This window comes from Pontibacter liquoris, from assembly GCF_022758235.1.
Classification (GTDB): domain Bacteria; phylum Bacteroidota; class Bacteroidia; order Cytophagales; family Hymenobacteraceae; genus Pontibacter; species Pontibacter liquoris.
This window is the reverse complement of sequence record NZ_JALEBG010000001.1, coordinates 1,535,732-1,559,171: the sequence shown is the minus strand read 5'-3', so window position 1 is coordinate 1,559,171 and position 23,440 is coordinate 1,535,732. Positions and strand designations below refer to the sequence as shown.

Genomic DNA, 23,440 nt, shown 5'->3' with positions numbered 1-23,440 from the left:
GTAATTGTGCATCCTGCTTAGCCGTCATCTTAACATTTTCACATCCGCTATATTATCCTTGATGTCCCAGTCGATTAGCAGGTAGCGAGGGTCTATTCCTGCCTGACTGGGCCTGCCTGGCACCAGTAACGTGATTTTCTGCTTAGCTGAATGGAACAGATACTTCTTCAGGGAAAGCATTTCGCCCTGCTCTTTTCCTGCTTTGGCAGTTCCAAATACCCCAACTTCTATCCAATCGTTCAGCGGTAACATCGTCTCTACTCCTATACTGTCTACCTTAAACTTGCGTGCTTGTACTTCTAATGTTACCTGCCAGATATCGGGCTTGATCTGCTTTGCCCTAGTTTGCCTTGTCTTAAGCTCCCAGAATGTATTTTCTTTGAAAAGATCGTGCAGCAAATATTGAAGCGAGTCAGGAGTTGCTGCCTGCAGCTCCCGGTAAAGATCAAGTGAAGTCGGCAGCGGAGGTTTTCCTGATTTGTTCTTTTCGAGTAAATGCCGAATGGCTTTGTTTACCTTTTCTCTGCCGATATACTGGCTTAAAGCATACAAAGCAAAGGGGCCTTTGCGATAGTTTTGATACCAGTCATTGGCCTGGAGCAATGGTACAGCAGCCTGGGTATGTGGGTTATCATACTCTTCCCGCAGGAAACTTAACAGCCGCTGCAGTTGCTCCGCGCCATACTTATCTTCCAGCACTCCCATGGCCGAGTACCACGCCAGGCTCTCGGAAAGCAACCCTGCTCCTTCTACCAGTGCCGGATCAAGCTGATTGCCCCACCACTGGTGCGCCACTTCATGTGCCACCACCGCCGACACCAGATCAAATTTTCGTGGATCAGCATCCGGGTTCATGAGAAAGAACCCTTCCTTAGTCGTGATATTGATCGGGGCGGCATGGTTTCCAAACTCGTACCCCGGGTCAGATACAAACCGGATGGTATGGTGTGGATACGGGCCGAATTGCCTGCTGTAATAAGCTAAAGAAGCTTGCACGCTCCGCACTATGCGCGCCAGATTATGGGATTGCTCCGGGTCATGGTAGATCTGGATAGCGACATCTTTCCACCGGCCTTCATACACGGCGTAGTTGGCCGAGAAAAAACTGTATTCGTTCCGGATAGGCGCATCCGTAGCATAATGGAAGTAGCGGCGGGCTCCTTTTGTCCATGTCTGGCGCAAGGTACCCGGTGCGACGACTATTTGACCTTTGTCCGTACCCACTACCGCGTCAAATGTGATTCTTTCGGCAAACGGAGCGTTTAGACGGGCCGCTACATCATAAAGGGAAGCAGTAGCGGGGCGGGGCACTAATCCATATTTAGCTCTGGCTTCTGCGTTATCTAATTCGCGGTAAGACTGATAGCCAATAGCAGGTAGCCATTCATAATTTCGAAAATTGGTGCTGTTTGGGGTTATCGAGGCATCTGCCCCGTTGTTAGAAAAACCGCGTTGCCCCACCTGCACTTCAAAGCCGAGTTGCAAGGAGTCACCGGGCTGGAGCGGCTTTGCCAGAGTATAAACCTGGTACCCCAGTACATTATCTTCCAGTACCCGGGTAGTAGGCTGATTAAAGGTAATGGCTTTTGTTTCAACTCCCGGCGCTATACTCACATGTACAGAATCGATCGAGTCCTGATGATGGTTCACGAGCAAGTAAGTACCTCGAACAATTGCCTCCCGCTTCTCGGGATAGATCTCTATATGCAAAGACGTACTTGCCTGTTGGGGCTGCGGAATACGGGCGTACTTTTTATACCGCTGCTCATACCTGGCACGCAGCTCCGCCATTTCAGATGAAGTCAGGTAATTGTTGTGGACATTGGTGTTATAGAAGATGAAGCCTCCAAACAGAAGTATACCCGCTACCGCCACCGTGGCTACTATGATGGTGGACCGGGTGATGCGACGGCGACCTAAGCGGAAGCGCGACTTTAACCCCACTTCCCGGCCCCGCACCCAGCAAAGTTTTGCCGCTACAGCCAGCAGCAGCGACCACGATAACCAGTAGAATTTAAACCATAGCCACGGTTCCAGCGACAAGTTAAAACCGGTCATACTGGTATACGACCAACCTGGGCTGGACCCAAAGATGAGCAACTTGTGGCTGATGCCGAGACCAGGAGCAAACGCGATAAACCCAAAGGCAAGCAGGGCAAAAAAATGGCCCAGGTATTTATGATTGACCAGTACATGGACAAAAAGTGCAAGTAGGACCCAGAGCAGACATTCTACTAACTGAAGCCCAAAAAGTGCTTTTACATATAGCCCGAGCTCGATTGGCGCGCCACCTATACCATCCTGTGCAAAAATTCCTGCCATCAACAGCAATGCCAACCACACAATGAGCATCAAACTTAACGCCAGCAACCTGCTCAGGAACAGCACCCACTCCGGCACTGGGGCCGCATTCGCAATCTCGTTTATACCTGTTTCTCTCTCTTTCCAGACCAGTTCTCCGGCATAAAAAATAGTAAGCAGCGTGATCAGGATCCAGAAGGTGTGGAGATCGCCCAGTGGTGCCGTTATATAGTTAACCACATAATCAGTTCTGGGCCACAGTGGTACGCCTTTGGCCTTTATATTGCCGGGCATGGACAAACTCACCAACAGCGCAATGGCAGCTAATAAGAGAAGACCGGCAGGGCTCTTTGCGAGCTGTAAGAATAATTTACTGGTGATAACACGCAATTGCCGCAAATGAGTAGGCATGTTATACGTTCCCCGCACCTGCGGCAGCACTTCATTCGATTCCCGCCGCAGCCACGATAGAGCCGACACCTCAGTTTTTGGTTGATCAGTTTTCTTGCGCTTTTTGCCTGTTTCAGGAGTATGGAATTGAAAACGGAAGTAGGTAAGCGCCAGCATACCCAGTGAGATCCCAAACCATAGGAAGCGGTTCCAAAGCAGGGAGCCCTCTGGTTGGAACAAGCGCGTACTTTTCTCCAGTGGGGTCCATTCATTTGACAGAAGGCTCATAACCGGGGTAAAATTGACAGGATCTATCAGATTTCCCCATTCCCCCGCATTCTGCAGGAACTGACCAAAGAGAAAGGCGGCCGCAAACAGGAGGGCTCCCCCCAGGTAACTAACCATCGCCCGACGGGATAGGGCTGCCAGCGAGAACTGGATGGCCGTCGCATAAAATGCGTTAGGGATTAAGATATAGAAAAAAACAGTCAGGTAAGCAGCCGTTCGGAAGGGGCCCAGGATCTCAGCTTCTACCCCGGAAAAGTGCATCCCGAGCAGGATACCCACCGGTACGCCTAACATGATGCAGGTATTGAGAGCGAAGGCGGCCAGGAACCGACCTCCCAGGTAGTTAGCTTTACCGGCGGGGGCAGTGTAGGTAAGGGAATGCATACGGGTCTGCACATCTCGTGCCGCCGCATCGCCCGCCACCGATGCGCCTACCGGAAGCCAGAAGAGACTGCAAAGCACGGTAACGGCCGCTATAACGATAGGCGCATTGAGTAAGAAATAACCGTCGCGCGCATCATGGATGTAATTGCCTATTACCCACATATAAGCGAATACTAACATTACAGCAAAGTAAAGCCAGGTAGTGGCCCGGCGAACCTGGTAGGTAAATTCTAGCTGGAAAATTTTCCGAAACTTCATGGCTGTACCTCCTCCACACGTTGCTGTTGTTTTATTTTGCCACAGTAGCCCGCCATCGTACTGAAATAGACATCCTCCAGGTCCGGCTCCACCTGGTCAAAACTACTGCCTGGGCTATCCTGGGTATAAACACGCACCATCAAGCGTCCGCTCAGGAGCTTGGCAGAAATGACCTGGTGCTCCTGTTCCATGGCTAGCAGTGCATCTTTGGGGACCAATTTGCGCCAGACACGGCCTTTGAGGGCGTTTACGGCCTCCAGCGGCTGCGCTTCCAAAAGTATCTGCCCTTTGTTGATGATGGCCATGTTGGTACACAATTCTGAAACATCTTCTACAATGTGCGTGGATAAAATCACGACGCTGTTTTCCCCTAATTCGCTTAAAAGATTCAGAAAACGGACACGCTCGGCCGGATCCAGCCCAGCCGTTGGTTCATCCACGATCAGCAGCTTCGGGTTGCCCAGCAAGGCCACTGCTACCCCGAACCGCTGCTTCATGCCACCCGAAAAGCCGCCCAGCTTCTGTTTGCGTTTGTCCCATAGGTTCGTTTGCCGGAGCAGGGTTTCTGTGGTTTCTTTGCGAACAGCCCGGTTGGTAATGCCTTTGAGTACGGCAAAGTAGTCCAGCAACTCTTCTGCACTCGACTTTGGGTAGACCCCGAACTCCTGCGGAAGGTAGCCTAGTGTCTGGCGTACTTCATCCTTCTGGTGCAGCACATTTAACTTACCCAAAAATATCTGACCTTCATCCGGCTCCTGCAGCGTAGCCAGTATTCGCATCAGAGTAGACTTGCCAGCGCCGTTAGGCCCCAGCAATCCGTACATACCCGCGGGGATGTCCAGCGAAATACTATGCAATGCCTGCACCCCATTGGTGTATGTTTTGGACACATTGCGGATGGAAAGGCTTTCCTGGTGATTTTCCATAGTTTCATTTCGTTAGGCCATGTTATTAATGAAAGGAAAAGCATTAAACTAATCCTGTTCATTTTCAGAATAAAAGAACCGGTACCGCATCAAAAAGCAAAAAGCAATATGCTACTGCTGCCAAATAATCGACCAGTGGCAGCATAGCTTCCCTCAAAGTAGTTGCAGGCGCTATTGGCTGGTTCGTAGATTGATATAAGGCACTGGCCGAGTAGGCTATCAGGGTGTGGCAGGAAAAAATAACTTTGTTCTATGAACCGAATTAAAAGAATCTTCCGGCTGATTCACCTCCTGGTCTGGAGCCTGTTCAGCCTCTTGATAGCCTTTCAACTAAGTCAGGATAATGCCTACTGGCTTACCTTAACCACAGGGTTCATTTTAACATGTTTGTATGTATTCTACAGCCACTTCTATCTCCTTTCCCGGTACTTAGGTAAAAATCAGAAGGGGGCTTATGTTCTCAGGCTGGTAGGGATCATGCTGACCGGGCCTTTCCCTTTTTTGTTTTTTCATTACAAAAAACTGACTACCCCGCACTTTTTCTTTGAGTACTATGCCATGACCCTTGTCACGATAGTACCCATCTTTATTTTTCTCAGCTGGCTGGCTAGGGTCACGGAGAACCTAGTGATGAATACCATCAAAAAAGAGCAATTAGAAAAGCAAGCCGTGGAGACAGAACTGCATTATCTGAAGTCACAGATAAACCCGCATTTTTTATTCAATACACTAAATAACATCCATACCTTAGTTTACAAACAAGCTCCAACTGCGCCCGAAGCCGTCATGCGATTGGCTTCCTTAATGCGTTACATGATCTATGAATCCAACGTCGTAACGGTACCCCTTTCCAGGGAGATCAATTACCTGCAGGATTATGTAAGTTTGCAGCAACTCCGGTATAAGAAGAGCCCGGTTGTAGCGCTTATAGTAGAAGGTAACATCGCATCCGGCCACATTGCACCGCTCTTGTTTATTCACTTCCTGGAAAATGCTTACAAACACAGTCCGGCCCGATTAGAACCTGGCGCTATAAAAGTGCACCTTGCCTTAAAAGAAAACACCCTCACCTTATGTATTCAGAATCCTATTGGCAGCAGACCGGGCAATGCGTTAGAAGAACCCGGCGGCATTGGCTTACCTAATGTGCAGAAACGCCTGGCTTTACTTTACCCAAACCAGCATACCCTGGAGATAAGCAGTACAGACGAGCTATTTACAGTAACGTTAGAAATACAGAATCTACAGCTACAAGCCCATGAAAGAGAAGCTGACCTGCTATATAATTGATGACGAGCACCTGGCTCAGGAGATTCTGGAAGAGTATGTATCGAAAGTACCTTTTCTGGAACTGAAAGGTACTTTTATAAGCCCCCTGGAGGCAGCTGCGCAATTAGAGGAAGATAAACCCGACCTACTTTTTCTGGATATCAACATGCCGGACCTGGACGGACTCAGCTTTATACCGATGCTGAACCCGAAGCCAATGGTTATACTCACAACAGCTTATGATCAATATGCGCTGAAAGCCTTTGATCTGGAAGTGAAAGATTACCTGGTAAAGCCTTTTTCTTTCGAGCGTTTCTATAAAGGCGTGCTGCGCCTCTACCAGGAACAAGGTAACCGGCAGCAACCGGAAAAGAAAGATCATGTTGCCGGGCTGAAGCAGGAGCCGGACTATATTTTTTTAAAAGTGGGCCATCGTATTCAAAAGATTACCACCCGCGATATACTTTTTGTAGAAGGCATGAAAGACTACCTGAGAATCCACACGGCCAAAGAAAAGATAATGACCCTGCTGAGTTTTGCTAAGCTGGAAGAACTGCTGCCGGCCGGAGATTTTGCCCGCGTTCACCGGTCCTTTCTGGTTGCTATCGATAAGATAGAGCATATCGAAAAGAACAGGATTCAAATAGCCAATCATGTCATCCCAATCAGTGATTCGTACACCGATAGTTTCTATAAGAAACTGAGAGGATCAATTTAGAAAAGCATACTATTTTCCGGAAGCTGACTTTATTTAAAGTCGACTAATAATGTTTTGAAAAAGGAAGCGGTAAACTTAGTCTTCGCTCTTGGGCATTCTCTCTATTTCATCTTTACCGGATGCATTGCGTTTAGCTTTTCTTGCCGCAACTTTAAGTGCCTCCTGATGTTCTTTCCTTTCCTTGAATTCTTTTTGGCGCTGCTTCTTTTGTTGATCGTTTGCTCTGGTACTCATTTTCTGAATTAAATTAGGTATAACAAATTTCTGAACCTTGCTAAGCCTTGCTTCTCGTTGTAATCATATTTATACGCATATAAGGTATAAACTTTAATCTAAAAAGTTCGACGTCCCACACGTTTCGTCTACTAAAAAGGTGTGCTAGTTCGTATAGAGTGCCTTTTGATGATCTTCCTCAATTAACAAAATAGTGCCAGCAGTCAATTACAGAAACGACAGCTTCTTATACTTCAATTCAGATATATGATAACCTGTTATGCTATCCTTTTAAGATTTAAAATAACTGGAATGCTTTAGAATGTAAATAATTTATTTATTTGCCCTCATGTCAACAAGCCAGGTACTGCTTATACTTCTCAGTGGATTAGGTGTCTTACACGGGCTCTTCTTAGCTGCTTTTCTTTGGTATCACGCAAAAGGGCTGAGCACTTCGAATAAGATCCTGAGCATCCTCTTGCTTATACTCTCCTTCCGTATCGGGAAATCTGTTTTCCTTGAATTTGTGGAGGGTTTATACTTGCAGTTGATATTTGCCGGGCTTGCCTCGCTCTTGTTAATCGGTCCCTTATTCTACTTCTACACCAGATCGGTTCTGGAAAAATCGATCCGATTCACCACGACCATACTCCTGCATTTTATTCCTTTTCTTTTTGGTATAGCCTTCAGTTTTTGGATTGACAGAGCGAATGTTAAAACTACGCCGATACCAGTGTTTGTTATACTTTTCTGCCTCTACTACGGCCACTACCTGGTTTATTTATACTTAAGCTACCGGCAGATACATAAGTATAAAACCCAATTGGGAGGAGCTGATGTTGCCGTTCAGTGGTTGCGGCTTCTCTGGTGTGCGTTGGCAGCCCTCTGGATTGTGTATGTGCTCAACTTGCTGGAGGATAATATTCCCTACATTCTGGGTCCTATACTCTATTCTGTAATTGCTTATGGGGTCAGCCTGCTTGCCATTAAAAGAGGATATATCAATGCACTCGATGCTGCAAAGTATAAAACCACTCCACTTTCCGAAACTGAAATAAACCAGATTTACGAGGAGGTGAAAAAACTCTTAACAGAGGAGCAGCTGCACAAAAATCCGGATCTGACGCTAAGTACCTTCAGCAAAGCGTTAAAAGTAAGTCCTCAGAAAATCTCCATGGCAATCAATAGCCGGTCAGAATCGAATTTCAATGGTTTTGTGAATCAATACCGCATCAGGCATGCGCAGGCCTTATTGGAAGATCCTGCATCCAGCGAACTGACGATTGCGGCTATTGCGTACGAGGTCGGGTTTAACAGCCTGACCAGCTTTAATACTGCTTTCAAAAAACAACTGCAGAAAACTCCCTCGGCCTATCGTAAGGAAATTACACCAGCATAGAAATTCTGTTCGTTCACCTGCCAATTGCACACCATACTAGCGCTTCTTCTTTTTGATTTTAGAGACAGATTTCTGGTCATCAAATGAAAATGTTCACGGGAGCATCATTTCTAACTCTTAAACTGGCGCAACACTAGTCTGCTCCGAATTCTGGCAAAACAGGCTATTAATTCGTTATTTACTATAGGCAAATGATCATTTTGGAGGAATCCGACACCAGCTAACGCTTCCTTTGTGTCAAAACTAAACCAAAAGATTATGCTAAAACTTTTCATTACAGCCGTATTACTCACTATCGCCATCACCGTCTCTGCCCAGATAACATCGTTCCAGTTTGAGGGAGTGAAGAGAAAGTACTTGTTATACCTTCCTGCTTCTTATCATTCCAACACAAAGCAATCCTACCCCCTGGTATTTAACTTTCATGGCGGGGGCATGACCGTGGCAGAACAAATGCTCTATACCCGAATGAATGAGGCCGCCGATAAACACAATTTTATTGTGGTATACCCCTCCGGCATAAAGCAGGATTGGAACGTTGGCTTTGAGATGGCCTATCAAAAGGGCACCAACGATATTGGCTTTGTTAAAGCCATACTTGACAGCCTGAAAAAAGACTACCGCATAGATGAAAAGGCTGTTTTTGCGACAGGACTATCACGGGGCGGGTTCTTCTGCCATCGCTTGGCAGCTGAAATGCCGGATGCTTTTGCCGCCATTGCTTCCATTGGTGGTCCACTGCCCGATTCAGTAAAATACTTTCATCAATCGGATAAAAAAGTGAGCGTGATGCAGGTGCACGGCACAGCCGACGAGGTTGTAAAGTATGACGGGAAAACTGAAGCTTATGCGTCTGCTCCTACTACGTATGACTACTGGGTAACACGTAACGGATTAGCCGGCCAGAAAGAAAACAAGAAGGTTTTGAATGCTGATAAAAAGGATGACACCTCGGTGACGATGCAGGAAGTAACGGATAAAAGCGTGACGGTTTCGCTTGTTACCGTCGAAAACGGTGGCCATACCTGGCCGGGAGGTGTTTCCTATAACATTGGCTACCCTTTGGGGAATACCACAAGGGATATTGACATCAATGAAATCATGTGGCGTTTCTTCAGCAAGAACAGAAAGCACTGAAAGGGTATTGTGCCATCAGTTTGAGTTAGCATAAAAGGCCGCTATACTTGAAGAGGTATAGCGGCCTTTCTTAATTTCAGCACCTAATAAAGGTTCGTTCTGAACCGGATAATCAGCAGTCTTAACGTGCTTCTTCCAGCACCCTGGCAATAGCAGTGAATCCCATTTTGCGGGCATGCTGCAATGCTGTTACCCCATCCTTATCCGGAATGTTGATGTCGCAGCCGGCATCCACCAGCGTTTGTACTACCTCTACATAGGTTTTGGTACCATTTCCCAATACAACGGCCTCCATCAGCGCAGTCCAACCCAAGCGGTTTACGTGGTCAATAGGAAAGCCTTTGGTGTTAGCCAGTAGTTTTACTACCTCCAGATGCCCTCTCTCGCATGCCGGAATCAGGGCGCTGCCGTTATAGCGGTTAAAGACATCAAACCGGGCACCGTTCTCCAGGTATAGTTTCACAAGATCCGTATAGCCTGCTGCGCCGGCATATAAAAAAGGGCTATCTTTAATCTCGTCCTGTTGGTTTACATCAGCGCTGTGCTTAACAAGCAGCTGTGCCATTTCCAGGTTGTTGTGGTGCGTGGCCAGGAGGAGTAGCGACCTTTTCTGTGAATCGGTTGCGTTCACGTCTGCTCCATTTTTCAGGGCAGCTGCTACCGCATCTATCCTGTTATTATTAACGGCCTCCACCAGGGAGTTGTGTGTGGCAGGAGTATGCATAGCAGTTTCTGTTTGGCAGGAATTGAGCAGTAAAAATGAAAGTATTAGAAGCAAGGTGTTCATACGGTAGTCGTTTGGTACACGATATTTCCTTTATGAATCAATGCTCTCACGGGAGATACACGCGAAACGGCTTCTGCCGAGCAACTGGCGTCTACCAGTATCAGGTCGGCTTTGTCCCCTGCCTGCGGCCATTGCCTGTTTCCTTTGTCATCGAGTGGCAGGATATTGTGGGTAGCCAGTTTCAGGCATCTGGAAAGCTCAAATTCGGTAGAGTAACCATATAGCTGCGCCATCAGAGTTGCTTTTTGCAGAATGCTGCCCGTACCAAAAGTGTTCCAGTGGTCAATGATAGAGTCGTTGCCGGTGCGCACGTCTACGCCATACTTGTAAAGCGTCGGGATAGGCATGATCAGATTTCCGAAAGGGATGGTGGAAATGATACCTATTCTGGCGCCGGCTAGATTATCAGCCACTTCTTCCAGCTTTTGCTTTTCAAGCCTGGCAAGTACAAAACTGTGGCTAATGAAGGTTTTACCTTTCAATACAGGGTTCTCATTTACACGATCAATGAGGTATTCCACCGTTTTCAGACCGGAGTCTCCGCCTTCGTGCAGGTGTATGTCGATGCCTTTTTTGTGATCCAATGCCAGCTGCACCACAAAATCCATACTTTTCTTCATATCGCCGTCGATTGCGCCCGGGTCCAGGCCACCTATATAATCAATGCCCATGGCAGCGGCTTCTTTCATCAGTTGCTCAGATTTTGAACGCAGGATGCCATGCTGCGGAAAGGTGACCAACTCAGCTTCAAAGCTATCCTTTTTAGTATCAAGGGCCTGCTGTAGGTTTTTAAGGGAGTCGAGTCTGGAAGTAGGTTCGATGTTGACGTGGCTTCTGGCAAAGTTTGCCCCATGCGATTGCAACAGCTCGATCAGTTTTTCTGCCCGCTCAGTTGATGTTTGCAGCATTTTCGGTAGCACCTCTTGCTCATAGGCGATCATATCCTGCACCGTTCTGTTCTTCTTACGCCGCGCCTGCCACGGGCCGCCGTAAAAGGTCTTGTCCAGGTGAATGTGCATGTCTTTGAAGGAAGGCAGCAGCAGAAGCCCCTGGGCATCCAGGGCGTCAGCAGTTGGGTTATTGGGCAAAACAGCTTTTATCTTACCATCGCTGATCACCAGGGTGAACAATCCTGTTTTGGTAGCAACAACTTCACCTTCCTCATACTCAAACCCGGTTTCAAGTCGTACATTTTTAAATGTAAGTATCTTGTCGGCAGTCATATATTGATCTTGCTTAGTAGGCTCCGATTGTGCTATTGACAGCATACCGGTGCAGGAGGCCAGGCTGCTGCCGGCAAGCAGCATAGCAGAATTTTTGATAAAATCTTTACGCGTTATCGGGTGTAGCGCCATAGTACAGTTTTTTAAAGTATAAAGGTAGCCCCTCCTATCCTTAAAACAGATGTGCAGTTCCTGCCAAAACTTGCAAATTTTATAACTGTTCCCGGAAGGACCGCGGTGAAACTCCTGTTTTGCTCTTGAAAAAGTTGGAAAAATGGGCCAGGTCGCTGAAGCCAAGATCAAAAGCAATTTCTTTGACGGGCATCTCTGATGCATGGAGCAATCGTTTGGCTTCCAGAATGATGCGGTTATGTATCAGAAATAGGGCAGGCACCTGGAGATGCCTTTTGCAAAGTATATTCAGGTAGTTAGCCGAGATGTGCAGCTGGTCGGCATAGAAGGCTACGGTTTTCTGCACTTTAAAATATTCATCTACCAGCTGATGATAGCGCATAAGCGCCGGCACAGCGCGGAATACTTTCAGGTAATCGTGCCTGTTTCCGGCCTCCCGGCTCACCAGTTGGGCGATCAATCGGTTTCTCAGGCTGACAATGTCCCAGTGTATGGGCGTTATACTCAGTTCTGCCTGTATCGCCTGAAACTCATACTGTAGCTTGGAGAAAGTTTCGGGAGAAAGGTCAAGGACCGGTTGCCACTGGTACAGCACAAACGTAAGCTCCAGTGAAGACGAGAACAAATCGAAAACGGGACGGTCGATCATGAGCTGATAGGCCAACGTGTTTTCTCCTAAAGTCCAGCTGTGCACCTGGCCCGGAAATAGCAGGTGCAATTGATGATTCCCTACCTGATACTGCTTAAAATCTATGGTATGCGTTCCGCTCCCTTTCTCAAACAGAAGCAGCATGAAAAAGTCATGCTTGTGCGGCTTTCCAATGTGCTGCTTTCCTTGTATCAGATGAAACTGCAGTGCATTATTTTGCTGCAGGCCAGGCTGAAACTCCTCTATGCCGAGCACCGGAAAATTATCTTTTTGCTTCATAGATTTAAGGTATACTATATCTACTTAACAAAATGCTTAACTCGGAGAAACAAGTCTATACGATGCAAGTACCCGTCTAGCACCATCTTTCATTAACGTGGGTTAGGTAATGGTTCACGCAGCTAACAAAGCTGCTCTGTTAGTGGCTAAATATACGTTTTATAGGTAGCAAGGCTTTTAATATGTAACGTTGCTGCTATCCGGGTGCTACCGGAAGGAAATCTGGTAGCTATCACACCATGTTATACAAATCCTTAAACATTAAAGCCGGCATACGGTTTACCAGCAAATACAGAAAGTAGCTATCGCTTTCAGAAGTAGAGAGCTAACCAATACCATGTACAGCCTTTTAGAAAACTTTATTAAAAGCAGAACAAGGATAGACAATGCCTCGCTGGAATTGATTTGCTCTCGTTTCGAGCCCTTGAAAACAAAACGGAACGAGCTCTTGCTGAATTACAACGACGTTTGCCAGCATTATTATTTTGTAAATAAAGGCTGCATCCGGCTTTATACAATCAATAAAGAAGGGACTGAGGCGACACGGTTCTTTGCCTTCGAAGGCGGTTTCGGTACCGCTCTGCCCAGCCTCATCGACCAAACGCCCGCCGGCGAATGCATGCAAACCATCGAAAGATCCGAGCTCCTCAAAATTTCCAGGGATAACTTTTACTACCTGGTGGATACCGTGCCGCCATTTGCCTTTATCTACAGGCAGATTCTGGAACTGGGTTTTATTACCGCTCAAAAGCGGATTTACGGTTTTCAGGGGTTTGATGCGCTGGAAAAAGTAAAATGGGTTATTCAGCACCAGCCTGATTTTTTGTTGCGTGTTTCCAATAAAATGGCCGCCTCCTACCTGGGCCTCTCTCCCTCTACCCTAAGCAGAATAAAAGCCAGGCTCTGAAAACGTTGACTTAGGGCAATACTTTTCACCAATAGCACCGGTAGCTTTGTAAAAAAGAATAATGAGCTACAAACTGACGCTGTTTATACTCCTGTTCATGCCGATGCTTTCGCTGGCGCAGGCCAGTAAGCAGGAGAACACAAAACAAAAAGGCAATGCTGATCCGGTGCAGGCCAGCTATGTAGCCGAAGCGCACCAGCTCACACTGGAAGCAGCTATGTTACTGACAAACCGCGCCCGGGCAGCTGCCAAGACCCTGAACAAAGACGTGAGCATTGCCATTGTAGATGCCTCCGGCCAGGTCATTATGCTTTCGCGGGGCAATGGCGTAGGGCCGCACAACACCGAAGCCGCCAGAAGAAAAGCGTATACTTCGCTTTCCACTAAAACATCCACCCTGCTGCTGGCCCGCAGTGCCCGGGAAAATGCCGATACCTATAACCTGGCTAACCTCCCGGAGCTGTTGCTGCTGGGAGGTGGCTGCCCCATCTGGTACAAAGGGCATGTGATCGGCGGCATTGGCATAGCCGGCGGCGGCGGACCGGAGAATGATCATAAAATCGCACTAGCTGCGGCTATAGAAGACGCGGCCATACTTATACACTAACTTTATACTTTGATTATGAGAAAAATAGCTTTTGCAGTATTGCTTGTGCTGGCAACAACTGTTGCGTATGCACAGACCACCCCCTACCAATTATCGAGTCATATTCTGGATATTGCTACAGGCATGCCAGCTAAAGGTGTTCCGGTTGAACTGGAGAAACTGGACAAGAAAACCCAGGTATGGAAGCAGGTGGACAAGAAGGTAACCGATGAGAACGGGCGCATCAAAGATTTTCTGCCAACTAAAAATGAAAACGAAGGCGTTTACAGGCTTCGCTTTTTAGTAGCCGACTATTTCAAAAGCAAAAAAACTGAAAGCTTCTATCCTTTTATCGAAGTCGTTTTCCAGATAAATGACAACGATCATTATCACGTTCCCATCACGTTGTCGCCCTACGGTTACGCCACCTACAGGGGAAATTAACATCATTTATACATCAGTTCCACAAAATCAAAAAGCCGCACCAATGTAAAATGGTGCGGCTTTTTATTTCAGAAAGGATGCCTATCGGTTGTTCTACTTTTTAACAGGTGCCTGAAATTCATTGCAGAAGTAAAGTTACCTGAGCCTAACTATATGTTGAATAATAGCCTCATACTTATATTATTTGACTAACCAAGGTTTATAATTAAAGGCAATCACGCTTGTATGATTAGGTTATTTCCTTTGATCAAGGGCCTAAAATCTATACCCTACCCTGCAACAGCAGGTGCGCCCACAATACTGCGCCACTTCTTGCGCCAGTTGACCAGGCGGCGGCGGTTCATTTTGCCAAACCTGAATAACCACACGATGAGCATGATCCAAAGGCCGGCCATCACCACATAACCGAGCATCTCCCGGGCTGCCACCAGTACGGCCTGTGGCATTGCTGCGCCATAGAGTCCCAGAGTTCCGCCCGAAGTAGCAGCCCGCGCCATCACGGCCGTATTGGTCACGTCCATGTGCTGGGCCAATTGGTGGAGGTGTTCTACCTGCCCCTGGTACATGCCAAAGGAGATGAGCGCCGAGAAGAAGGCTGGACCCAGGAAGGAGCGGAACACCACCAGCACCGCTCCGGAAGAAAGCATGTCCATCATCTGCAGGCCTACTGCATTGTACACGCCCAGCCCCGCAAATAACACCACCATGCCAAAGCCCCGGAGTGCCGCTGCCAGGTAAAAATCCTGCATGCCTGCGCCCGGGTTTACGTTGGTGTAGAGCAGCAGATAGCCAAGTACAAAGGCACCGAACCCGATCAGAATAATGCCTTTGTGGTTGTGCTCGTACTTGTTCCAGAAAAACAGTAGCAGCCCGCCTACGATCACCCCGGGTATCATCCACAGGTTAAGTTCGGCATTGGTTTGCGCGCTATACTTGAGAATTCCGGATGTGAGCACGCTTTGAATAGAACCAGCCGCCAGAAACAGCCCTGTCAGAAAGACCATCGCCTGGCTGGCCCATACATTTCTGATTTGAAGTATGCGCAGGTTCAGAAAAGGTTGCGCGGAAGTAAGTTGCCGCTTGATGAAGAGCAACAAGGTAATGACAAAACCAAGGGCGGCGCCCTGGATGTGAACATAGCTAAAGTAATCTTCTACCTTCGCAAAGACCAGCACATAGTTCAGCAGCATCAGCGAGGTAGTGAGCAGCAGAAAGCTTTGCCAGTCTATGCTTTTAAATGGTGCATACGGTGACGTGCGCCCGTTGTGGTAAAACACGGTTACCAGCAGCAAGCTTAGCAATAAGCCCGGCATCATAAAGTAATACACATACTGCCAGCCAAAGGCATAGGAAAGCTCGGCAGAGAAGTACGCCCCCAATTGCCCTAACGCGATACTGACGGGGTAAAACACGGCATAAAAACGGCCCCGGTTCCCATCCGGGCTGATCATCATCATGATCGGCACGATCACTTCCATCATGGTGAACATCTTAAAACCGCCCATTACCAGGTTGCAACCTATAAGTACCTGCGGCGAGGTGGTAACGGCGCACCACAGCGACAGCAGCAGGGTACCACCCAGCGTGACAAAGAGAATGTTGCGGCTGGTAAAAGCACCTTTTATTTGAATCAGGAGCGGAAACACTACCATCATCCCGATAGTAGTGGCATAGTTGGCCATCATCATGTATTCGGTCATGGTGCCCATGCCGCTGACCATGTCGTTGATGTTGGCCGTGTAAAGGCCGTTGGTGGTAAGCGCTGTTATCGTAATGATCAGGATCACCAGCAGTCCCAGTGGCTTGGTCACCCAGTCGTTAAAAAGCCCTTTTCTTAGTTCTGACATCTTATAAAATGGCCTTTACCTCTACGTTCATCCCTGCCCGCAGCATTTCCATGTCTTTTTTGTCTGTTCCGGCAAACTCAATGCGCACCGGAATGCGCTGCTGCACCTTCACAAAATTACCGGTGGCGTTATCTACCGGAACAGCCGAGTACCTGGCACCCGTGGCTTCCGAAATGGCGCTGATCGTGCCTTTAAAAACTTTCCCTTCGATGGCATCCACCGTGATCTCGATGGGCTGACCTACATACAGGTTGCCGGTTTGGGTTTCCTTGTAGTTGGCCACCACCCATACCTGGTTGCTACGCACGATGCTGGCAAGCGCCTGGCCCGGCTGTATCAGCTGGCCTTCCTGGATGGTGCGGCGCCCCATAACCCCATCATAAGGCGCCGTGATGACGGTATACTTCAGGTTCAGTTTAGCCATGTCCAGGGCAGCCTCAGCCCGTTTGATGTTGGCATCGTTCACGGCCAGCCTGGATTTTACTTCTTTGGTAGAAAGCTGCGAAGTCTGCTTCTGGCGCTCCAGCGCAGCCAGGCGGGCCCTGGCCGCATCGTACTCCGTTTTCATCTGCTCGTATTGCTGGCGCGTCACGGCCTCGTCTTTCAGCAGAGTTTCGTAGCGCTTGTAGTTCTGCTCCACGCTCCAGAGCCGGGCCCGGGCTTCGGCAATGTTGGCTTCCGAAACCGCAATACTGTTGCTCACGGTGTTCACGCTCGAGCTGGTGACGGTTTTGGTGGCCTGCGCATCGAGGTAGGCGGCTTCGGCCTGTGCCAGTTGGATGCGTATTTCGTTGTCGTTGATGATTACCAGCGTATCGCCCTTTTTCACCGGCTGGTGCTCGGTAAAGCGGATCTCGTCGATGTAGCCACCTACCCGGGCATTAAGCGGGTTGATGAACTGCTCTACCTGAGCATCGTTTGTGATCTCGTTTTTGCTGAAATCGAAGTATAAACCGGCGACCCAAAGCAAAGCGCCGGCAATGGCTACCAGCAACAGAGCGTTAAGTATAAGCTGGCCGGTTTTTCTCTTTTTAGGTTTTGAATGTGTTTTGTGAGCGGTAGTGTCCTGTGACATAGTGGTTTAGTGATTTCTATTAAAGGTTTCCGGCTAAGCGTTCTAATTGGTAATAAGTATAGATAATGGTTGCATCGGCGTTGGCCTTCTGCAGCTCGGCATCCAGCTTGGCGTTGGTGGCGTCGAGCATGTCTGCCAGCAGGGCCAGGTTGGCCAGGTATTTCTTTTCCACGATGCGGTAGTTCTCGTTGGCCAGGCGCACGCCCTGCTCAAAACTCACGCTCCGTTCCCGGGCCTCGTTGTGCTTGATAAAGGCACTTTGCACTTCATTTTCGATGTTCTGGCGTTGCAGCGTTAAGAGTTCCTGCTGCTGCTGCTCCTGGGCACGGGCCACCCCGATGCTATATCTGGCATTATAGAGCGAGGCGATGTTGAAATTAATCCCCACGCCGGCATTCCAGCCCTGCGCATACATATCCAGCACGGGACTGGAACTGGTGATGGGCCTGATAACAGAGTTGCCTGCCTGCAGGCTGATGGTTGGCAGTTTGTCGGCTTTGGCTATCTGCAGGTTCTTTCGGGCAATTTCGGTGTTTACCTCCCCGGCCTTTATATCGGGGAAGTTGTGGAGCGCCTGGTCCAGATAAGCATTATAAGGCTGCACCTGCGGCAAGTGTTGGATAAAGGAAGAGTCGGGAACAAGGAACGTGTTTTCCGGCAGGCCCACGATCTGGCGCAGCTGCTGGTTGGCAATGGCCAGGTTGTTGTTTACTTCCTGCAGGGCCATCTTCAGGTTGGTGATCTGCAGCTCGCTTCGGATCACGTCGTTGCGCGTCAACATGCCTTCCTTATACAGGTTTTGGATGTTCTGCAGCCGCAGCCGGGCCAGATCGATGTTGCGTTGGTATACTTGGCGCTGGTTGAGCAGGCGGTACATATCGGCGTAGCGGCCCACGAGCAGCAGTTTTATATCGGCTCTGTTCTTCTCAAAGGTGAGCTGGGCTACCTGCTGGCTTAGTTCTGCGGCTTCTACGGCCTTGTTGATGGCGCCTCCTTTAAAAATAACCTGGCTGGCCTGCACGGCAAAAGAATTGCCAAAGTGCGGCATCTCCACACTGGCTACTTCCTCCAGGTTGGTATCCAGTATGCGGGCGTTGCCAATGTAATTTCCGGTAAGGCTTGCTGTGAGATTGGGTCTTTTCTGTGTTTTGGCTACTTCGCGGCGCTGGTTGGCTATTTCGATCCCCGTCCGCGACACCTGCAACTGCTGGCTGTTCTCCTCTGCCATGGTAAAGAGCTCCTGTATGGTGACCACCTTCGGTTCCTGCTGCCGGGCAAAAGCGCCGGAAGCAAAGCTTATAAGTATAAAGTACAGCGCTAAAGGCTTATAATTCATAAAGTTCTAAACAGTTAAATATTTAACTAATAATATAAAAAATTTTTATTTATGCTGCTGCTCGAAATTCCGGTAGATCGATTCGAACAAGAGCAGCCCGCTGCCAATCAGTTCGTTGGGTATTTCCCGGCCGGCAATCTCATACATCTCCGTGATCCAGGGCAGGATCAGGTCCTTCATTTGCTGGCCTTCTTTGGTTAAGGTGATGATCTTGTTACGGCGGTCCCGGCTGTCTTCTGTGCGCTGCACCAGTTTGCGGCGTACCAGGTTATCGAGCAGGTAAGTCAGGCTGGCTTTGTCTTTGAGGATCGCATCGGCTATTTCCTGTTGGTTGATGCCGTCCTTCTTCCACAAAAACCGGAGCACCTCCAGCATTTCAAAGGTAATATTAACGTCATACGCCTTAAATTTTTGACGCATAAACCCCTTCATAGCCGATGTTACTTTGGATAACTCGTGCAGGAAGTTTGCGAAATTTGCGTTTTGGTTAGGCGTCATCTTTTATTGGGCTGCAAAGTTAAAGGTATAATAGTTAAACAACAAACTTATTTTTGAAATTGTTTCTATTTTCCTAAAATAGGTAAACTCCTTCTCATTTACACTCCTCTTTACTAAAGGAATTAATTTTTCAAAGCCCTCTCCCACTACTGTTGTGCTGCCCGGCCGCTACCAATAGCCTTATTCCGTTTTACGTGCCGCTGCCATACTTGTCCTCCCGCTGTTAAGTATAACCACTCCGACTTTGTAAGGCAATAGATAATGATGTTCAGGCTGTTTGGCTGCCCCTCCTCTTCTCCTGCTGCAAGTGGCTCTTGTTAAGCCTCTTGCACTAAGCTAGCGCTATACTATTGCAATAAATTTCCTGTCACAAAAAAAGGGAAAATTTGCAACGATCATTTGTAACCATTCCCTGTCCTAAACATCTAATACAAAAGCAGATACCTAGCATCAGGGAAGGGTATGGCTGCACAGCATTCAAACAGCTTGACCACTACCTGATCGATCACCCGGGTAATCAGCGCTCCAAACGTCCTTCCCACAGGATAGTGGAACGGGAAATATGGGAGGAGTACAAGATCGGATTTCATGATAAAACAAGCAGCTAAACCGGATTTATCCCGGAACAGGATTATAAACCATTAAAAAATACGCTTATGAAAAACAAAATGACTGGGCTTGTTTTGGCGTCCATTTTATTTACCGGTTCCATCGCTTTTGTACAGTGCTCTAAAGATTCGGATACTCCGGTTCCTATAGGAGAAGAAGTCCAGGGGAAAGAAATCTTTCGGTATGATACCTTTGGGGACGAGGATTTCTGGAGTGGCCTGCTGCACCTGGATAAAGCCATAGCCGGTGAAAAAAACGGGGGGTTTGGAGCAGGCGTTAGTCCTGCAACGGCCTTGGCGGTGGGGTTAAAAGTAGATGCGGACGCCCTGCCGGCGGAAGTAGTTGCAGGCATAAAATCCGGCACCATCGATCTCAATGATCCGGCTACCACACTTGCACTTGTTAAACTCAATGCGGTAGTTGGTGTTAAGGGAATCCTGGATGAAAGTGGGAATATCAAAGCGATAGGTATTACATGTGCCTCCTGCCATTCGACCGTCGATAACTCTTTTGCTCCTGGCATTGGAAAGCGGCTTGACGGCTGGCCTAACCGGGACCTGAATGTAGGAGCCATTATTTCGCTTACCGATAATGCGAAGCCCATAGCCGATATGCTGCATGTAGACGAAGGAACGCTCAGATCAGTGCTGAGCAAGTGGGGACCCGGCAAATATGATGCTGTTCTGTTTGTGGATGGTAAAGCCCTGCGCCCGGATGGAAAAGTAGCCGCCAATTTACTTCCTGCTGCCTTCGGATTAAAAGGAATCGAGCTGACAACATACACCGGGTGGGGAGACATCACGTACTGGAATTCGTTTGTTGCCAATCTGGAGATGCATGGCAAGGGTAATTTTTCAGATCCCCGTTTAAATGACCCCGAAAAGTACCAGATTGCTGTTGAAAATCAGTTTTACAATGTGATGCATAGTCCGGATCTGATCACGCCCAAATTAGCGGCTTTGCGTGCTTATCAGCATTCACTCCCTGCGCCTAAACCTCCGACCGGTAGTTACGATCACCAGAAAGCAGGTAAGGGAAAAGCCTTATTTTTAACGAAAGCAAAATGCGCCTCGTGCCACATCCCTCCCTTGCTGGCTGATAATGTGCTTCATACGGCTGAAGAACTAGGTATAGATGATTTTGCCGCGATGCGATCTCCCACTGGCAAATACCGGACTACGCCTTTAGGCGGGCTATTTACAAGAGCGAAAGGAGGCTTTTATCACGATGGCAGGTATGCGACGCTTGCTGACGTGATCGATCATTACGATGAGCATATGTTATTGCACCTGACTGCAGCAGAAAAGAGCAATCTGGAAGAATATCTGAAATCACTTTAAAAGCATTTATATATAAACCAAAAGCCTCTTAGTTAATGCTAAGAGGCTTTTGGTTTGATAGCTGGCAGTCCACTACAACTCACCTCCTGGCTAGCTGTTGATCCAAGAGTTCGCTTCAGTGCTTTTGCTACTTTCAGTCTCCTCCTTTGTTATGTTAATGCCAGGAAGCATTTGCTAAGGCACATCAACATAGCTTTGCATCAACTCGCAGCATACCTATACGTTAATCTTAAAGTGGTTTATTTCAATAACCTATCGGAAGTATAGCAAGGGCAGATGCTCGCGCAGATCGCCTGGATTATCGTCTGAGAAGCTTTAAAATCATGGTTCTGAACGGAATGGAGAGTATGCTGCCAAAGTTTCTCAACATCGTTGTACCGGTATTCTTGGTGCTCAGCATGCTTTCTGCGGGCCTGGCCTATACCCTGCAAGAAATCACCAAATAAAACATCAGCTATGGAAAGTAAACAAACTACTGGCAAAAATATCAGTTGAACCTGTGCAGAAACCAATGACAGAACTTAATGCCGGTATCGGGGCAAGGTCTATACGCTGCCTCCCTCCTACGATTCTCAGTCGGGAACACAAGTAAGAAATAGCAGGTCCCCCTAAAAGTATAAACAATGCCAGAAGTTACTACTGAGGAAAAAGCAACGACGCCAGACGAGGAGTTTCACCTGCCCGGGCTTTCGGTGCTGCGTGATGCGGTACAAAATGCAGCCCGGAAAGTACCGCCGCGCAACAAGCTACAGCAGGATGGCATTGCCGCGCTGACAACTGCTGTCAGCAGTCTGCCGGATGGTATGGCGAACGGCCTGTTGGCAGGCGTTAGCCCTATCTACGGCCTATATGCCTGTATATCGGGCCCGTTGGTTGGCGGACTTTTTTCCAGTACCCATTTGATGATGATCACCGCCACGAGTGCTTCGGCCATCATGGCGGGCCAGACCATCGGTAGCTTGCCGGCGGAAGAGCGCGGGAAGGTATTTTTTCTGCTGGTGGTGCTCATTGGTGTTTTCCAGGTTATCATGGGGCTCTTGAAGATGGGGCGCTTGACCCGGTTTGTTTCCTTTTCGGTGATGACAGGTTTTCTGACCGGCATTTCAGTCTTATTAGTGATGAGCCAGCTCCCTACGGCTACCGGCTATTCCCCGGAAGGGAGTAACAGCATCATCCGGACCTTTAACCTGTTCAGGCATATCAACCAGGTGCATTTAGCTTCGGTAAGTATGGCTGCCTTAACCATTCTGCTGGCAATCTTCCTGCAGAAAACCCCGCTTAAAAAGTTCTTTGCTTTAATTGCCATCGCCATTCCGTCAATTATCGTTTTTTTTGCTGGGCTGGAAGAAGTAAAAGTCGTGCAGGATGTCGGCGACATTACCGGCGGTTTTCCTAGCCTGCTTGTGCCGCCGTTTTCCGCTATCAGCATCGAGATCATAACCGGGGCGTTGGCGGTAGCCATCGTCATTCTCATACAAGGGGCGGGGGTAAGCCAGAATGTGCCTAACAAAAATGGGACGGCTACCAGCACCTCCCGGGATTTTGTAGCGCAGGGAGCTGCTAATATTGCCTGCGGTTTCTTTCAGGGCCTTCCGGTAGGGGGATCTCTAGGCACCACGGCTGTTAATGTGCTGGCCAGGGCACAAACCAGGTGGTCCGTCATTCTTTCGGGGCTGGCAATGGCCCTGATCGTTGTTGTGTTTTCGGGTATTGTGGCGCATACGGCCATGCCTTCGCTGGGCGCCATGCTCATCCTGGCCGGCACCCGGAGCATCAAGCTTTCTGATATTGCTTCTACCTGGAATTCGGGCTGGAAATCATGGCCTTCGTTGCTGGCTGGAGGGGTTACTTTCGGAGCGACCCTGGTCTTACCTATACCTACTGCGGTAGGCATCGGCGTACTTCTTTCTGCCTTTCTATTTATTACACGTACCTCCACCGAAATATCGCTGGTGGAGCTCCGCAAGCGGGAAGATGGTAAAATAGAAGAGCACAAGCCACCCAAAACCCTGAAAGGGAACCAGGTAACCGTACTCAATGTGTATGGCAATTTATTCTATGCCGGGGCCCGCACATTAGAGCATCTGTTACCCAAACCAGGAAATGTCCAGAACCCCGTGGTGATACTGCGCCTGCGAGGCCGCACGCATCTGGGCGCTACCCTGATTTCGGTGCTAGCCAGCTATGCTGCCATGTTGCAGGATGTGAAGGGCAAACTCTACCTGACAGGAGTTAGTGATGAAGTATACAGAGAGGTGAAGCACTCCTACAAATTGCGCATCAACGGGCCGGTAAAAGCCTTTAAGGTGTCGCCTGAGCTTGGGCTCTCCACGCATAATGCGGTGGTGGATGCAGAAGCCTGGCTGCTGGAAGACGAAGAAGAACCCGCTGCTCACTAATCCTTTTAACGACCATTGCTTTCTGGCAATATCGTATCCCCTACTC

General features: G+C 48.4%; 20 protein-coding genes. 10 read left to right on the top strand and 10 right to left on the bottom strand.

What is annotated here, in order from left to right:
- Positions 1 to 24 precede the first annotated feature (24 nt).
- Complete coding sequence (locus LWL52_RS06360; RefSeq protein ID WP_242918027.1) at positions 25 to 3,621, bottom strand: ABC transporter permease/M1 family aminopeptidase; 3,597 nt, start codon at positions 3,619 to 3,621, stop codon at positions 25 to 27.
- Positions 3,618 to 4,547, bottom strand: a complete 930-nt coding sequence (locus LWL52_RS06355) for an ABC transporter ATP-binding protein (RefSeq protein ID WP_242918025.1) — start codon at positions 4,545 to 4,547, stop codon at positions 3,618 to 3,620. The genes LWL52_RS06360 and LWL52_RS06355 overlap by 4 nt, the downstream gene beginning before the upstream one ends.
- Positions 4,548 to 5,177: 630 nt before the next feature.
- On the opposite strand from LWL52_RS06355, the gene LWL52_RS06350 reads away from it, so the two are divergent.
- On the top strand, positions 5,178 to 5,837 hold the full coding sequence (locus tag LWL52_RS06350) for a sensor histidine kinase (protein WP_242918023.1): 660 nt from the start codon (positions 5,178 to 5,180) through the stop codon (positions 5,835 to 5,837).
- A complete protein-coding gene (locus tag LWL52_RS06345; RefSeq protein ID WP_242918021.1) occupies positions 5,806 to 6,534 on the top strand; it encodes a LytR/AlgR family response regulator transcription factor in 729 nt (242 codons plus the stop codon). The genes LWL52_RS06350 and LWL52_RS06345 overlap by 32 nt, the downstream gene beginning before the upstream one ends.
- Before the next feature lie 75 nt (positions 6,535 to 6,609).
- Here LWL52_RS06345 and LWL52_RS06340 read toward each other — a convergent pair whose 3' ends face one another.
- Entirely contained in the window at positions 6,610 to 6,768 is a 159-nt protein-coding gene (locus tag LWL52_RS06340; protein WP_242918019.1) for a hypothetical protein, read from the bottom strand.
- A gap of 802 nt (positions 6,769 to 7,570) precedes the next feature.
- On the opposite strand from LWL52_RS06340, the gene LWL52_RS06335 reads away from it, so the two are divergent.
- Positions 7,571 to 8,146: a helix-turn-helix domain-containing protein gene (locus LWL52_RS06335; RefSeq protein WP_242918017.1), complete on the top strand. Its 576-nt coding sequence runs from the start codon at positions 7,571 to 7,573 to the stop codon at positions 8,144 to 8,146.
- 258 nt (positions 8,147 to 8,404) lie between these two features.
- Positions 8,405 to 9,283 (top strand): extracellular catalytic domain type 1 short-chain-length polyhydroxyalkanoate depolymerase, encoded by an 879-nt coding sequence (locus LWL52_RS06330; RefSeq protein WP_242918015.1) that lies wholly within the window; start codon positions 8,405 to 8,407, stop codon positions 9,281 to 9,283.
- A gap of 121 nt (positions 9,284 to 9,404) precedes the next feature.
- Here LWL52_RS06330 and LWL52_RS06325 read toward each other — a convergent pair whose 3' ends face one another.
- The 3 genes from LWL52_RS06325 to LWL52_RS06315 all read right to left on the bottom strand — a co-directional run bounded on the left by LWL52_RS06325 (position 9,405) and on the right by LWL52_RS06315 (position 12,353).
- Positions 9,405 to 10,070 carry an ankyrin repeat domain-containing protein gene (locus LWL52_RS06325; protein WP_367615666.1) on the bottom strand — a complete coding sequence of 222 codons (666 nt, stop codon included), beginning with the start codon at positions 10,068 to 10,070 and terminating at the stop codon, positions 9,405 to 9,407.
- On the bottom strand, positions 10,067 to 11,293 hold the full coding sequence (locus tag LWL52_RS06320; RefSeq protein WP_242918011.1) for an amidohydrolase family protein: 1,227 nt from the start codon (positions 11,291 to 11,293) through the stop codon (positions 10,067 to 10,069). The genes LWL52_RS06325 and LWL52_RS06320 overlap by 4 nt, the downstream gene beginning before the upstream one ends.
- A gap of 211 nt (positions 11,294 to 11,504) precedes the next feature.
- Positions 11,505 to 12,353: an AraC family transcriptional regulator gene (locus LWL52_RS06315; RefSeq protein ID WP_242918009.1), complete on the bottom strand. Its 849-nt coding sequence runs from the start codon at positions 12,351 to 12,353 to the stop codon at positions 11,505 to 11,507.
- Between the two features lie 337 nt (positions 12,354 to 12,690).
- Here LWL52_RS06315 and LWL52_RS06310 point away from each other — a divergent pair, with 337 nt between their 5' ends.
- From LWL52_RS06310 to uraH, 3 genes are all read left to right on the top strand, one after another.
- Entirely contained in the window at positions 12,691 to 13,260 is a 570-nt protein-coding gene (locus LWL52_RS06310; protein ID WP_242918007.1) for a Crp/Fnr family transcriptional regulator, read from the top strand.
- A 61-nt stretch (positions 13,261 to 13,321) separates the two neighbouring features.
- On the top strand, positions 13,322 to 13,867 hold the full coding sequence (locus LWL52_RS06305; RefSeq protein WP_242918005.1) for a heme-binding protein: 546 nt from the start codon (positions 13,322 to 13,324) through the stop codon (positions 13,865 to 13,867).
- Positions 13,868 to 13,882: 15 nt separating this feature from the next.
- The gene (gene uraH, locus LWL52_RS06300; RefSeq protein WP_242918003.1) at positions 13,883 to 14,290 is read left to right on the top strand and encodes a hydroxyisourate hydrolase; all 408 of its coding nucleotides are present in this window, start codon (positions 13,883 to 13,885) and stop codon (positions 14,288 to 14,290) included.
- Between the two features lie 269 nt (positions 14,291 to 14,559).
- Here uraH and LWL52_RS06295 read toward each other — a convergent pair whose 3' ends face one another.
- From LWL52_RS06295 to LWL52_RS06280, 4 genes are read right to left on the bottom strand one after another with little or no spacing between them, the layout of a single operon-like run.
- Positions 14,560 to 16,137, bottom strand: a complete 1,578-nt coding sequence (locus tag LWL52_RS06295) for an efflux MFS transporter permease (protein WP_242918001.1) — start codon at positions 16,135 to 16,137, stop codon at positions 14,560 to 14,562.
- Position 16,138: 1 nt separating this feature from the next.
- Positions 16,139 to 17,212 (bottom strand): HlyD family secretion protein, encoded by a 1,074-nt coding sequence (locus LWL52_RS06290; RefSeq protein WP_242917999.1) that lies wholly within the window; start codon positions 17,210 to 17,212, stop codon positions 16,139 to 16,141.
- Positions 17,213 to 17,231: 19 nt separating this feature from the next.
- The gene (locus LWL52_RS06285) at positions 17,232 to 18,548 is read right to left on the bottom strand and encodes a TolC family protein (protein WP_242917997.1); all 1,317 of its coding nucleotides are present in this window, start codon (positions 18,546 to 18,548) and stop codon (positions 17,232 to 17,234) included.
- 45 nt (positions 18,549 to 18,593) lie between these two features.
- Positions 18,594 to 18,968: a MarR family winged helix-turn-helix transcriptional regulator gene (locus LWL52_RS06280; RefSeq protein ID WP_242917995.1), complete on the bottom strand. Its 375-nt coding sequence runs from the start codon at positions 18,966 to 18,968 to the stop codon at positions 18,594 to 18,596.
- Between the two features lie 734 nt (positions 18,969 to 19,702).
- On the opposite strand from LWL52_RS06280, the gene LWL52_RS06275 reads away from it, so the two are divergent.
- From LWL52_RS06275 to LWL52_RS06270, 3 genes are all read left to right on the top strand, one after another.
- Entirely contained in the window at positions 19,703 to 20,995 is a 1,293-nt protein-coding gene (locus LWL52_RS06275; RefSeq protein ID WP_242917993.1) for a hypothetical protein, read from the top strand.
- A gap of 323 nt (positions 20,996 to 21,318) precedes the next feature.
- The gene (locus LWL52_RS20510; RefSeq protein ID WP_255748576.1) at positions 21,319 to 21,441 is read left to right on the top strand and encodes a hypothetical protein; all 123 of its coding nucleotides are present in this window, start codon (positions 21,319 to 21,321) and stop codon (positions 21,439 to 21,441) included.
- Positions 21,442 to 21,618: 177 nt separating this feature from the next.
- A complete protein-coding gene (locus tag LWL52_RS06270) occupies positions 21,619 to 23,394 on the top strand; it encodes a SulP family inorganic anion transporter (RefSeq protein WP_242917991.1) in 1,776 nt (591 codons plus the stop codon).
- Positions 23,395 to 23,440 lie beyond the last annotated feature (46 nt).

Bases quoted from the DNA above. Each gene is read 5' to 3' on its own strand.
- LWL52_RS06360 (WP_242918027.1), bottom strand. From the start codon at position 3,621: ATGAAGTTTCGGAAAATTTTCCAGCTAGAATTTACCTACCAGGTTCGC.
- LWL52_RS06355 (WP_242918025.1), bottom strand. From the start codon at position 4,547: ATGGAAAATCACCAGGAAAGCCTTTCCATCCGCAATGTGTCCAAAACA.
- LWL52_RS06350 (WP_242918023.1), top strand. From the start codon at position 5,178: ATGAATACCATCAAAAAAGAGCAATTAGAAAAGCAAGCCGTGGAGACA.
- LWL52_RS06345 (WP_242918021.1), top strand. From the start codon at position 5,806: ATGAAAGAGAAGCTGACCTGCTATATAATTGATGACGAGCACCTGGCT.
- LWL52_RS06340 (WP_242918019.1), bottom strand. From the start codon at position 6,768: ATGAGTACCAGAGCAAACGATCAACAAAAGAAGCAGCGCCAAAAAGAA.
- LWL52_RS06330 (WP_242918015.1), top strand. From the start codon at position 8,405: ATGCTAAAACTTTTCATTACAGCCGTATTACTCACTATCGCCATCACC.
- LWL52_RS06325 (WP_367615666.1), bottom strand. From the start codon at position 10,070: ATGAACACCTTGCTTCTAATACTTTCATTTTTACTGCTCAATTCCTGC.
- LWL52_RS06320 (WP_242918011.1), bottom strand. From the start codon at position 11,293: ATGACTGCCGACAAGATACTTACATTTAAAAATGTACGACTTGAAACC.
- LWL52_RS06315 (WP_242918009.1), bottom strand. From the start codon at position 12,353: ATGAAGCAAAAAGATAATTTTCCGGTGCTCGGCATAGAGGAGTTTCAG.
- LWL52_RS06310 (WP_242918007.1), top strand. From the start codon at position 12,691: ATGTACAGCCTTTTAGAAAACTTTATTAAAAGCAGAACAAGGATAGAC.
- LWL52_RS06305 (WP_242918005.1), top strand. From the start codon at position 13,322: ATGAGCTACAAACTGACGCTGTTTATACTCCTGTTCATGCCGATGCTT.
- uraH (WP_242918003.1), top strand. From the start codon at position 13,883: ATGAGAAAAATAGCTTTTGCAGTATTGCTTGTGCTGGCAACAACTGTT.
- LWL52_RS06295 (WP_242918001.1), bottom strand. From the start codon at position 16,137: ATGTCAGAACTAAGAAAAGGGCTTTTTAACGACTGGGTGACCAAGCCA.
- LWL52_RS06290 (WP_242917999.1), bottom strand. From the start codon at position 17,212: ATGTCACAGGACACTACCGCTCACAAAACACATTCAAAACCTAAAAAG.
- LWL52_RS06285 (WP_242917997.1), bottom strand. From the start codon at position 18,548: ATGAATTATAAGCCTTTAGCGCTGTACTTTATACTTATAAGCTTTGCT.
- LWL52_RS06280 (WP_242917995.1), bottom strand. From the start codon at position 18,968: ATGCGTCAAAAATTTAAGGCGTATGACGTTAATATTACCTTTGAAATG.
- LWL52_RS06275 (WP_242917993.1), top strand. From the start codon at position 19,703: ATGAAAAACAAAATGACTGGGCTTGTTTTGGCGTCCATTTTATTTACC.
- LWL52_RS20510 (WP_255748576.1), top strand. From the start codon at position 21,319: ATGGTTCTGAACGGAATGGAGAGTATGCTGCCAAAGTTTCTCAACATC.
- LWL52_RS06270 (WP_242917991.1), top strand. From the start codon at position 21,619: ATGCCAGAAGTTACTACTGAGGAAAAAGCAACGACGCCAGACGAGGAG.